The 12421-nt window shown below is 61.9% G+C and carries 8 protein-coding genes and 2 pseudogenes; 6 read left to right on the forward strand and 4 right to left on the reverse strand.

The window, feature by feature from the left end:
- Nucleotides 1-53 precede the first annotated feature (53 nt).
- Complete coding sequence (locus Clow_RS03645) at nucleotides 54-305, reverse strand: hypothetical protein (protein WP_055176510.1); 252 nt, start codon at nucleotides 303-305, stop codon at nucleotides 54-56.
- 93 nt (nucleotides 306-398) lie between these two features.
- On the opposite strand from Clow_RS03645, the gene hrpA reads away from it, so the two are divergent.
- A complete protein-coding gene (gene hrpA, locus Clow_RS03650; RefSeq protein WP_055176513.1) occupies nucleotides 399-4226 on the forward strand; it encodes an ATP-dependent RNA helicase HrpA in 3828 nt (1275 codons plus the stop codon).
- Between the two features lie 19 nt (nucleotides 4227-4245).
- Here hrpA and nrdR read toward each other — a convergent pair whose 3' ends face one another.
- Nucleotides 4246-4713 (reverse strand): transcriptional regulator NrdR, encoded by a 468-nt coding sequence (nrdR, locus tag Clow_RS03655; RefSeq protein WP_055177512.1) that lies wholly within the window; start codon nucleotides 4711-4713, stop codon nucleotides 4246-4248.
- Nucleotides 4714-4772: 59 nt separating this feature from the next.
- On the reverse strand, nucleotides 4773-5132 hold the full coding sequence (locus Clow_RS11680; protein ID WP_156334608.1) for a hypothetical protein: 360 nt from the start codon (nucleotides 5130-5132) through the stop codon (nucleotides 4773-4775).
- Between the two features lie 228 nt (nucleotides 5133-5360).
- Between Clow_RS11680 and lexA the strand changes: the two genes are divergently transcribed.
- Together lexA and Clow_RS03665 are read left to right on the forward strand one after the other, a co-directional pair.
- Nucleotides 5361-6074, forward strand: coding sequence for a transcriptional repressor LexA (lexA, locus tag Clow_RS03660; RefSeq protein ID WP_055176516.1), 714 nt, complete (start codon nucleotides 5361-5363; stop codon nucleotides 6072-6074).
- A gap of 191 nt (nucleotides 6075-6265) precedes the next feature.
- Nucleotides 6266-7048, forward strand: coding sequence for a DeoR/GlpR family DNA-binding transcription regulator (locus tag Clow_RS03665; RefSeq protein ID WP_055176519.1), 783 nt, complete (start codon nucleotides 6266-6268; stop codon nucleotides 7046-7048).
- Nucleotides 7049-7101: 53 nt separating this feature from the next.
- On the opposite strand, the pseudogene ptsP reads toward Clow_RS03665, so the two are convergent.
- A pseudogene (gene ptsP, locus Clow_RS03670) lies at nucleotides 7102-8801 on the reverse strand (phosphoenolpyruvate--protein phosphotransferase).
- A 207-nt stretch (nucleotides 8802-9008) separates the two neighbouring features.
- Between ptsP and Clow_RS03675 the strand changes: the two are divergent.
- The 3 genes and pseudogenes from Clow_RS03675 to Clow_RS03685 all read left to right on the forward strand — a co-directional run bounded on the left by Clow_RS03675 (nucleotide 9009) and on the right by Clow_RS03685 (nucleotide 12420).
- Entirely contained in the window at nucleotides 9009-9998 is a 990-nt protein-coding gene (locus tag Clow_RS03675; protein WP_055176521.1) for a 1-phosphofructokinase family hexose kinase, read from the forward strand.
- 32 nt (nucleotides 9999-10030) lie between these two features.
- A pseudogene (locus tag Clow_RS03680) lies at nucleotides 10031-12089 on the forward strand (PTS fructose transporter subunit IIABC).
- A 61-nt stretch (nucleotides 12090-12150) separates the two neighbouring features.
- Nucleotides 12151-12420 carry an HPr family phosphocarrier protein gene (locus Clow_RS03685; protein WP_055176524.1) on the forward strand — a complete coding sequence of 90 codons (270 nt, stop codon included), beginning with the start codon at nucleotides 12151-12153 and terminating at the stop codon, nucleotides 12418-12420.
- Nucleotide 12421: the final 1 nt, after the last annotated feature.

Raw genomic sequence — 12421 nt, forward strand, 5'->3', positions numbered from 1 at the left:
CGCATAAACGAAGGGAGTGAGCAAAATGATAACCAGGACACCAACAGCGTTACTCAGAATATCAAGAGCTCCTCTGGGAGATCGTAGTAATTACCCGGCCCCATCACCGCCATAATCACTGCCGCCGCAAAGATTCCCACGACGAAAAATCCCAGCAGCGAACCCAAAATCCATACGCGCTTATTCCGAAAGACTGTTTTAAAAGCCCAGCCCAAGGCCTCAATCACATCCACTTTCCCAGGAACTCTGATCTGCTCCTGCCCATAACTGGGGTAGTCCGGATACGCTCCAGTGGAATAATCCATAACGTTTCCTCCCTACAACAGGTGATACAATCCGCAGCCCATACTACCCAGCATTGGCCCACCAGCCCGGATACCCTAAAATCGGCTCCTAGCATGAATAAAGATCACATCGCCGCCCGCCTCCCCCACGTCCCCATCGCCCAGGAGCGCGCTTTGCGACGCCGCTTCCGCACCGCCTCCACGCCGCAGGACTGGGAGGCCCTGCAACGCGACGTCGATAAGGCCTGTGCAGTCGTAGAGCGCCGGGCTGCGGGAATCCCCGAGATCACCTTCCCCGAAGAGCTCCCCGTGAGCGCGCGCCACGATGATATTGCCGAGGCGATTCGAGATAATCAGGTGGTGGTGATCGCCGGTGAGACGGGTTCCGGCAAGACCACGCAGATTCCCAAGATTTGCCTGGAATTAGGCTTTGGCCGCCGCGGCCTCATCGGCCATACCCAACCGCGCCGCCTGGCGGCCCGCACGGTGGCCGAGCGTATAGCCCAGGAGTTGGGCCAGGATATTGGGGAATCGGTGGGTTATGCCATTCGCTTTGATGATCGCGTGAGCCCGCATACCGCCGTCAAACTCATGACGGACGGTATTTTGCTCGCGGAAATGCAGCGTGATCGCTTTTTTAATGCCTATGACGTCATTATTATTGACGAGGCCCATGAGCGTTCCCTCAATATTGATTTTCTGCTGGGCTATCTGAAAAGGCTGCTACCCAAGCGCCCCGACCTCAAGGTTATTATCACCTCGGCCACCATCGACCCCGAGCGCTTTGCCCAGCACTTTGCCGATGCCCACGGCAATCCCGCCCCCATCGTGGAGGTATCGGGGCGCACCTATCCCGTGGAGATACGCTACCGCCCCGATGATGAGGACCCTGATGCCCTCGTCCACGCCATCGAAGAACTCATGGCGGAGGGGCCTGGCGATATTTTGTGCTTCTTTTCCAGCGAGCGCGATATTAGAGATGCGATGGAGGTTCTAGAGGCAAAGAAATGGCGTAATACCCACGTTCTTCCCCTCTTTGGCCGCCTTTCTAATCAGGAACAGCACCGGGTATTTTCCCCTCATTCGGGGCGCCGGATTGTGCTTTCCACCAATATCGCGGAAACCTCGCTCACGGTGCCCGGTATTCACTATGTGGTGGATACCGGCACCGCACGCATCTCGCGCTATTCCACCCGCACCAAGGTGCAGCGCCTCCCCATCGAACCTATCTCCCAAGCCAGCGCCAATCAGCGCTCGGGCCGTTGCGGGCGCGTGGCCGAGGGCATAGCTATTCGCCTGTATTCGGAAGAGGATTTTGCCTCCCGCCCCGAGTTCACCGACCCGGAGATTCTGCGCACCAACCTCGCTAGCGTGATTTTGCAGATGGCTTCCCTCAAGCTGGGCGATATTGCGCAATTTCCCTTTGTTCAACCTCCGGAGGCCCGCCACATCCGCGATGGCCTGAATCTTTTACATGAGCTGGGAGCCATCTCTCAGCGCCACCACGAGGGGCTACCCAAACTCACCCGCATTGGGCGCGACCTCGCCCGTATTCCCGTGGACCCGCGCCTGGCCCGCATGCTGGTAGAGGCGCATCGCCTGGGCTGCCTGTACGAGGTCATCGTGATCGTAGCCGCCCTGACCACCCAGGATATTCGAGAGCGTCCCCTCGATCACCAGGCGCAGGCGGACCAAGCCCACGCGCGCTTCCGCAATAAACGCAGCGACTTCCTCAGTTATCTTCAGCTCTGGGATTATCTAGAGGAAAAGCGCAAGGAACTCAGCGGCAATGCCCTGCGCAGGCTTATGAAGGCGGAGTTTTTGCACTATATGCGCTCCCGAGAGTGGCGCGACCTAGTGCGGCAATTGCGCGAAGTATCGCAGCAATTGGGCTGGAATATCCCCGACCCCACCGGCAATGCCGAGGCCATTCATTGCAGTTTGCTGGCCGGTTTGCTCATGAATATCGGCCAGAGAGACGGTGACTCTAAGGAGTTCCACGGCACCCGCAATACCCGCTTTATGGTTTTCCCCGGCTCCGCGCTGGCAAAAAAGCCCCCGGAGTTTGTGATGGCCGCGGAATTGGTGGAGACCTCGCGGTTATGGGCGCGCGACGTCGCCGCTATCGACCCCGCCTGGGTGGAACGCCTAGCCGGTGACCTGCTCAAACGCCAATACTCCGATCCCGCCTGGTACCGCTCCAAGGCGGCCGCGATGGTGCAGGAAAAGGCCACCCTTTACGGAGTCAGCATTTATGCCGACCGCACGGTGCCCTATCACCGCGTGGATCCGGAAGGCGCCCGCGCCCTGTTTATCCGGCACGCCCTCATCGAAGGGGATTGGGCCACCCGCCACCACTTCTTCCACGAGAACACCGCCAAACTCGCCCGCGCCGCCGAGGTGGAGGAGAAGGCTCGCCGCCGTGGGCTGGTGGTTGATGAGGAAACCCTCTTTGAGTTCTATGACCAGCGCCTACCGCGCACCATTACCACCGGAGCGCACTTTGATTCCTGGTGGAAGAAAAAGCGACGCGAGGACCCCACCGCTCTGGATTTCTCTCCCGAGGCTCTGCTCCATGATTCCGCTCAAGAGATTACCGAAGATCTCTTTCCCGATCGCTGGGGAAAGTTCCGCTTGGAATATACTTTTGAGCCCGGTTCACAGCACGACGGCGTGCGCGTGCTCATTCCCGTGCCCATGCTGGCCAGCGTCGATCCCACGCCTTTCCAATGGCTCGTCCCTGGCATGCGCGAGGAACTCATCACGGAATTAATCCGCGGTCTGCCCAAGGGGCTGCGCCGCAGCGTGGTTCCCGCCCCGGATTTTGCCCACAACGTTCTTCCTCTCCTCGATGCAGGACAGGATTTACGCCAATCCCTCGCCGAAGGGCTGCGGCGGCTGGGCGGCACCGGTATCGACGCCACCGATTTCTCTCTTGCCTCTCTCCCGCCGCATCTGCGCATGACCTTTGCCGCGATTAATAAGAAGGGCAAGATCGTGGATTCCGATAAGGACGTCCATGCGTTGCGCCAGCGTCAGGCCGCACAGATTCGCTCGTCGATGGATCGGCTCGGGAGCTATACGGAGACCACGACGGCCGAGCAGTGGACGGCACAGACTTTGGGTGCTATTCCCGAGACCGTGGCCACCAAAGTCGATGGTCACCAGGTCACCGCCTACCCCGCATTAAGTCTGCGCGAGGGCAGGGTGAGCGTGGTGGTTTTTCCCACCAAGGCCGCAGCCGAACAGTCCATGCTCACCAGCACGCTGACGCTGCTCATGCGCAGCATCAAGGTCAATGCCAAGCAGATGGTCAAGGGGCTGCCCCTTCAACAGCGCGTGGCTATCGAGCATTATCCGCACGGTGGCGATGAAGGCCTAGTGGAGGAGGCTCGCGTGGCCGCTATCCGTGATTTACTCATGGCCGCTGGTGGTCCCGTGCGCGACCCAGAGAAGTTTGAGCAACTACGCAAGGCCATTGAGCCCAAGGTAGCCGGAGAAGCCCGCCGCGCAGTGGTCACCATCGCTCCCGGTCTCGTTTCCTATGAGCGAATTAAGGAGGAACTGACGCACTGGGAGGGGCCCGCCATTGATGACATGAATCGGGAGCTAGAGTTTCTTCTTCCGCCCAAGGCCCTCATCGTGCATGGTATTCAGAGGCTCAAACACCTTCCTCGTTATCTCCAAGCCATGAACCTGCGCTTGGAGGAAATGCCCCGCGATCCCGATAAGGATGCTGACCGGCAGGATGAGGTCGATGCCGTGCGCACTCACTTGGATAAAGCCCTGGCGAAGAAGCCAAAGGGTGCTGAGAAAAGCGCACAGGTCAAAGAGATTCAATGGATGATTGAGGAGTTTCGCGTGAGCCTCTTTGCCCAGCGCTTAGGCACAGCGTATCCGGTGTCTCGCAAGAGGATCACCCGGGCCATTGACAAGCTCTGACAAACTCTAGCTCCCGCGGTTAGCCACGCTGGGCGCCTTCCCTGGCGCGGCGGCGCATGAGGCGAATCTCCTTTTCAAAGTCCTCCGCGCAATCGAAGGACTTATATACGGAGGCGAAGCGCAGATAGGCCACCTCATCGAGTTCCCGTAGCGGTTCCAGGATCGCCAGGCCAATATCGTTGGCATTGATTTGGGAGCTTCCGTGACTACGCACCGTCTCTTCCACCTGCTGTGCCAGGCGTTTGAGCGCGTCATCGGAAACATCTCGTCCTTGGCACGCTCGGCGTACACCAACGATCACCTTGTCACGACTAAAAGGCTCCGTTACGCCATTGCGCTTGACCACCAGGAGGATGGCCTTTTCCACGGTGGTAAAGCGCCCCGCACAATTGCTGCACTCTCGGCGGCGTCGGATAGCGGCTCCCGCATCCACCACGCGGGAATCAATGACGCGCGAGTGGGTGTGATGACAAAAAGGGCAGTACACGGAAAGCACATCCTCCTGAGCTGGAAACGGGCGTAGTAAATGTGATCCATTCTATTTCCTCATCGCGGCTGCCCCAGCATCGCTGTGCTACTTGGGTCGGTCTGGGTAGCCACCGTCGAAGGTTCCTGGCCGTCATCCGCTAGGAATACCCCTCCCAAGACAATGCTTAAGCCAAAAGCGCCACCCACGAGGTAGGTGGTGAGGCGATCGCTAAAGCTGCGTCGCGTGGGTGTTCCCGCCCCTTTTTCCCGCTGTGGAGAAGAGTGTTCTCCCCCAAGAAAAGGGTGCTCTATCGAACGGGTGAGTGTTCGAACATGGGAGACAGAAAGCGATTCCACCGGCTCCCAAATGGCAGCGGGAGGAGCCGCCTCAAAGGAAGCAGAACGGGAGTTATCCAGGGGAGAAAGAGAGAGTGTCATGGGATTCCTTTCATCGGTGCCGCCAGCATAAAGCGGCGGTGGGACATATCGAATACTTAGGAACATGACCCTAGATCAAGTGTTCGATAGAAGCGTTCGACCCCTGTTATACCACCCTCCTCCTCCACCGTCTAGCCCACGGGAAAAATTTTCGAACACCAGTCCCAAATACCCTGCCCGGTTGTGTAGAGTGAAGTGCATTGGAACCGCACAGCGAAGGAGTTTTTCATGCCACGCTCGTCCAACCGCACGGGAAGCAACGCCGATACCCCCGACCTCTCCGCGCTTTCTCCGCGGCAGCGGCGCATCTTGGAGGTCATCCGCGATGCCGTTGTACTGCGCGGCTACCCGCCGAGCATTCGAGAAATCGGTGATGCCGCAGGACTACAGTCCACCTCCTCCGTGGCTTACCAGCTAAAAGAGCTGGAGAAAAAGGGCTTTCTCCGGCGCGATCCCAATAAGCCGCGCGCTGTGGACGTGCGTCACCTGCCCGGTGATAGCCCCGCGCCGCGTTCCTCCGCCCCCAAGGCCACACAGCCCCCCGCCGATACCCCGCCGCAGGCCGCCGCCACCTCCTACGTGCCCATCGTGGGCAGCATAGCGGCAGGTTCCCCCATTCTTGCCGAGGAAAATGTGGATGATTATTTTCCTCTTCCCAGCGAGGTGGTGGGCGACGGGGATCTCTACATGCTCAAGGTCTCCGGGGAATCCATGCGCGACGCGGGAATCCTGCACGGTGATTGGATCGTGGTGCGTTCCCAGCCCGTAGCGGAGGAAGGAGAGTTCGTAGCCGCTCTCATTGAGGGGGAGGCCACGGTTAAGGAGTTTCACCGAGACTCCACGGGAGTATGGCTACTTCCCCACAACGAGGCCTTTGACCCCATCGACGGCACCCATGCGCACATCATGGGCAAAGTGGTATCGGTGATGCGAAAACTGTAGGAAAATCACCCCCATAAGAGGGGAATCTGCGCATATCCCCCTCCCCTTTCCCACTTTCTGACCTCCCCTTTCAATCCGAGCCCACACTAGCTCAACTAAAACCACAAAAGAATGTGTGCTTTTTATGGAAAGATGGAGGCTGAACAGAGTTCCGTATCCCGGATATGTCCGATTGGAAAGGAAATACCGTCATGTACGCAGAGGAACGCCGGCGTCAGATCGCCGCACAAACTGCCGTGGAAGGCAGGGTGAACGTGACGGACCTTTCCCGCAAGTTCAACGTCACGGCAGAAACCATCCGCCGTGACCTCGCGGTTTTGGATCGAGATGGCATCGTGCACCGCGTACATGGAGGGGCCGTCGCCACCCAGTCATTCCAAACCACCGAGCTTTCCCTTGATGCCCGTTTGCGTTCCGCCCCCACGGCTAAATCTGCCATCGCCCGCGCGGCACTCAACTTCCTCCCGGATACCCCCGGCGGCAGCCTCTTCCTCGATGCCGGCACCACCGTCACCGCCCTCGCAGACCTCATCGCCGATGCCCCCCAGGCGCACCAGTGGCCCATCGTCACCAATAGCCTGCCCATCGCACTGACGATGGCCAATAAGGGCCTCAGTGAGATTCAACTACTCGGCGGATCGGTGCGTGCGATCACCCAAGCGGTAGTGGGCGATACCGCGCTGCGCACCCTCGCCCTCATGCGCGCCGATGTGGCCTTCATCGGCACCAATGCACTCACCCTCGATCACGGCCTTTCCACCGCAGATGCCCAGGAGGCCGCTATCAAATCCGCGATGGTCACCAATGCCCGCCGCGTGGTAGTGCTGTGCGATTCCAGCAAAATCGGCAACGACTACCTAGTGAGTTTCGCCGCCATTGGCGATATTGACGTGGTGATTACCGATGCCAATGCCCCCGAATCCTATGTGCAGAGCCTTCGGGATCGAGATGTGCAGGTGGTTCTCGCCTCCTAGCGCCCCCACCCACGCCAAACCCCACCTGCACACGTCCCGCGCTGAGGCCAGAATTATACGGCCAGCACCGCAGGCACGGCATCGCGGGCTTCGGAGGCACCCTCGGAGGCCAGGGCGGCGTCGGCAGCAGACTGACACTGCTCCAAAGTGACCTCCGCGAGCTGCGCACCCACCCCGGCCACGGCGGTGGACGCAGCGGAAAGGGAGTTCACGCCCAGCCCGGTGAGCACGCAGGCAAGCAGCGGATCGGCGGCGGCCTCGCCACATACGCCCACGGCGGTGTTGGTATCGCGGCCCACCACGCAGGTGTGCTGAATAAGGCGGAGCACGGCGGGCTGCCAGGGATCGGTGAGGTAAGCCAGCTGGGAGGAAAGGCGATCGGCGGCCATCGTGTACTGGGTGAGATCGTTGGTACCGATGGACACGAAATCCAGGTGCGGCATGATCTTATCGGCCATGAGCGCCGCCGCCGGAACCTCAATCATCGCGCCCGGAGTCAGGCCGCGCTCCTTACACAGGGAGGCAAACCACTCGGCCTCACGCGCGGTGGAAACCATCGGGGCCATCACCCACGTGGGAGCCTGGTCGCCACGCCCCTGCGCGGCCTGCGCAATCGCATCGAGCTGGCGGGTGAGCAGGGCCTCGTTATCGCGGGCGATGCGCAGGCCGCGCACGCCCAGGGCAGGGTTTTCTTCCTCGCTCATGTTGGCGTAGGCAATGGGCTTATCGGAGCCGGCATCCAGGGTGCGCACCACCACCTTGGACTCGGGGAAGGCCGCAAAGACCTTGCCATACAGCGCCGCCTGCTCCTCCACCGAGGGCTCCTCGGTAGCGGAGAGGAAGCTCATCTCCGTGCGATAAAGGCCAATGCCCTCGGCCTGGGTTTCCGAGGCAATGCGCGCCGCGTTCGCGTCCTGCACATTGGCCAAAAGCTGCACCCGGTGATCGTCCTTAGTGCGGGCCGGGCCGGTCCACTGGGCAATCTTGGCGGCGCGCTCCTGAGATTCTTTGACCATGCGGGCGGACTCCACCGGATCGGCACCGCTGCGCACGGTGCCCAGGGAGCCGTCGATAAGCACTTTTGCCCCGCCTGGAACTCGCGGATGGACGAACCTGCGGCGACGATGCAGGGCAGGTTCAGCTGGCGGGCGATAATCGCCGTGTGGCTGGTGGGGCCGCCTAATTCGGTGACCAAGCCGCGGTAGTGGTCGATGTCGAGCGCGGCGGTATCGGCCGGGGAAAGATCATCAGCAAAGAGCACCGCCTCGCCGTCGATGGCGGGCAGACCCGGTTCTTCCTCACCCCGCAGCTGCGCAATCACGCGATCGCGGATGTCCTTCAAATCCGTGGTGCGCTCGGCCATGACCCCGCCTGCGGCGTTAAACATAGCCACGAACTTGGCCGTGGCCTCTACCACGGCATAGGGAGCGTCCGTGCCCGATCGGATATTCTTACGCACCGCCTTGCGCCATCCGCGGTCACGCACCATGCCCGCCGTGGCGGCCAGCACCTCGGCGGCGGGGCCTTCGGCGTTTTCGGCGCGCCGATCAAGGCGCTCGGCTACCGTATCCGCGGCGCTCACGAACCGCTCATATTCACCATCGCGGTCCTCCTCCGCAATGGTGTGGCCGCTGGTGGGAAGTTCGGGGCGCGGGCGAACCCAAACAACGTCCGCATAGGCGATGCCCGCGACCACACCGGTCCCCTTGGCGATGAGGTGGTCAGAAGCGTTATTTCCAGAACCTTCGGTCATGCGCCCCACTCTAGCCGGGAAAACGCGCACCATGCCACAGCAACGTGCCCGAACACTCGCATATCCCACCCAAACAAACATCTGATCTCTTGACTTTCCCCCATCGAAAGAAAGAATTAAGACATAATCAAACATCAATAGTGACGTTCGTCTCTACCTGTCGAGCCTGTCCCCGTACTGTCCCCCATCTATCCCCAAGGAATCTCCGTGATCCTCACCTTCACCCCTAACCCCAGCGTAGACACCACATTGACGCTCTCCGAACCCCTCGCCCCCGGCTCCGTGCATAGACTCACGGACATTACTCGGGTGGCCGGCGGAAAGGGAGTCAACGTCGCTCACGCCGCACACCTCGCCGGGCACCCCACCCTGGCGCTCTTCCCAGCCTCCTCCCGCGATCCTTTCGTGGAACTAGCCACCCAGGCCGCCATCCCCTTCCAGGCCATCGAGATGGATGAACGAGTGCGTACCAACACCACCGTTACTCAACCCGACGGCACCACCACCAAGCTCAACGGTCCCGGCCCCCAGATCAGCGAGGAGCTCCGCGAGGAACTCACCCGCGAACTCGTAGCCGCCGCCCAGCGCGAGGGCGCGCAGTGGATCTCGCTCTCCGGTTCCCTGCCCCCCGGTGTGCCGGTGGGGTGGTACGGGGACCTCGTGGCAACCCTGCGCACAGCGGTTCCGCACGCGCGCATCGCCGTGGATACCTCCGACGCCGCCATGATCGCCCTGGGTGAGAGCTTCCAGCACTCCACCCCTCACCTCATCAAGCCCAATGGGCTGGAACTGGGGCAACTGGTGGGCACCGATGGCGAGCAACTAGAGGCCCAGGCCGAGCAGGGTAACTTCGGCCCCACCGTAGAGGCCGCGCGCACCATCGTGACCCAAGGGGTCGAATCCGTGCTGGTGACCCTCGGTGGAGCCGGGGCCATTCTGGTTACCGGCGAGGGAGCCTGGAAGGCCACGCCGCCGCCGATCTCCGTGGTCTCTACCGTGGGCGCCGGGGATAGTTCCCTAGCCGGGTACATGCTTGCCGACGCCGAGGGCACTACCCCCGCCGAGTGCCTGCGCCGCGCCGTGGCCTACGGCAGCGCAGCCGCCAGCCTCCCGGGCACTACCCTGCCGCGCCCGGATCAGGTCAATATCGCAGACACTCACGTCACGGCGATCGAGCCCACCGCCGAATCTCTCTAGCCTACAAATACATATCTGCTAAGGATTTTCCTATGACATCCCCGATCATTACCACCGACCTCGTTGGTCTGGACGTCGATTATGGCGGTGATCCCGCCGCCGTCATCGAACACCTCGCCGCCCTCGTCGCCGCCACCGGCCGGGCTACCGACGCCACCGTGCTCGCCGCCGATGCCCCGCGCCAGGGAGGAAAAGGCCGGCACCGGTGTACCCGGTGGCGTGGCCATTCCCCACTGCCGCTCCGAGGCCGTCACCGAACCCACCTTGGCCTTTGCCCGCCTGAGCCGCCCCGTGGACTTCTCCGGCCCCGATGGGGAGGCCTCCCTGGTCTTTCTCATCGCCGCCCCCGCAGGCGGTGGCAAGGAACACCTCAAGATTCTCTCCAAACTCGCCCGCGCCCTGGTACGCAAGGACTTCCTGGAAGGACTGCGCGGGGCCGCCACCGCCGAGGAGATCGTGGAACTCGTCCTCGGAGTGGTCAATGCCGCACCGAAGAAGAAGGCTGAGGCTGTAGCTTCAGCCCCGGCGGCGGAAGAAAACACCTCCGGCCCCACCCGCGTGGTCGCCATCACCGCCTGTCCCACCGGCATCGCGCACACCTACATGGCTGCCGACGCCCTCACCCAAACCGCCGAGGGCCGCTCCGACGTCGAACTCACCGTGGAACCTCAAGGTTCCTCAGCCGTTACTCCCCTCCCCGCCACCACCATTGAGGCCGCCGACGCCGTTATCTTTGCCACCGACGTGGGCGTGAAAGATCGGGAGCGCTTTGCGGGCAAGCCCGTGATCGAATCCGGGGTCAAGCGCGCCATCAACGAGCCCGGTGTGATGATTGACGAGGCCATCGCCGCCGCGAAAAACCCCAACGCCCGCCGCGTAGCCGGTGGTTCCTCTGCCGCCTCCGAGGCCACTGGCCCCGAGGAGGGCAAGGGGCTGGGTTGGGGCAAGCGCATCCAGCAAGCCGTGATGACCGGCGTTTCCTACATGGTGCCCTTCGTGGCCGCCGGTGGGTTGCTGCTGGCCCTGGGCTTCATGCTCGGCGGCGAGCAGGTGGGCAACTACTGGCAGATACTCGCCACGCAGTTCTCCCTGAACAACCTGCCCGATCAGGTCATGCTCATTGGCGGTCAGCTGGTGGACTTTGAGCGTTCCGGCCTTTCCCTCTACCTCGCCGCCGTGCTCTTTGCCACGGGCAAGCTCGCTATGGACTTCGTGGTAGCCGCCCTTTCGGGCTATATCGCCTACGCCCTGGCTAATCGCCCCGGTATCGCCCCCGGTTTTGTGGGCGGCGCTATCTCCGTGTTCCTGGGTGCGGGCTTCATCGGCGGCCTCGTCACAGGTATTCTCGCCGGTCTCTTTGCCATGTGGGTGGGTTCCTGGAAGGTACCCCGTTGGGTGGCCTCGCTCATGCCCGTGGTGATTATCCCGCTGCTGACCTCGATGGTCGTGGGGCTGACCATGTTCCTGGTGCTCGGCCGTCCGCTGGAGGCCATCATGACGGGCCTGCAAGACTGGCTCAACTCCATGTCCGGCTCCTCCGCCGTGCTCCTGGGCATCATCCTCGGCCTGATGATGTGCTTTGACCTCGGCGGCCCCGTGAACAAGGCGGCCTACCTCTTTGCCACGGCGGGGCTTTCCACCGGCGATGATTCCTCCATGAAGATCATGGCCGCCGTGATGGCGGCGGGAATGGTTCCACCCATCGCGCTTTCCCTGGCCACCTTCCTGCGCCCGAGCCTGTTCACCCCGGCCGAGGAGGAAAATGGCAAGTCCTCCTGGCTCTTGGGCCTCTCCTTCGTCTCCGAGGGCGCCATCCCCTTCGCCGCCGCCGATCCGCTGCGCGTGATCCCCTCGATGATGGCCGGTGGCGCGGTCACCGGAGCGCTGAGCATGTCCCTGGGCGTGACCGCTAATGCCCCTCACGGAGGTATCTTCGTGCTCCCCGCGATCTCTCCGGCCCTGGGGTGGCTCCTCGCCCTCGTGGCGGGCGTGGTGGTATCCACCCTCGCGGTGGTTCTTATCAAGATGGCGTGGCCCAATAAAGCGGTGGAACAGGCCGCGAACCTGGCACCGCAGACCGCGCACGCCTAAAATGTATTAACGAGCATTTCTTACTCTCACCGTGCCACCGAGCGCGGAAGAAAGGACAATCATGGCCTCTAAGACCGTCACCGTTGGTTCTGCCGTGGGGCTGCACGCCCGTCCCGCCTCCATCATCGCGGACGCCGCCGGAGAATACGATGAGGACATCTTCCTCACCCTGGTAGGCAGCGATGAGGATGACGAGACCGATGCGGCTTCCTCTCTGATGATTATGGCCCTGGGCGCCGAGAAGGGCGATCAGGTCACCGTCACCTCCGAGAACGCCGACGCCGTGGAGAAGATCGCCGCTCTCATCGAAAAGGATCTGGATTCCGAGTAAG

The organism is Corynebacterium lowii (assembly GCF_001412085.1).
Taxonomy (GTDB): Bacteria; Actinomycetota; Actinomycetes; order Mycobacteriales; family Mycobacteriaceae; genus Corynebacterium; species Corynebacterium lowii.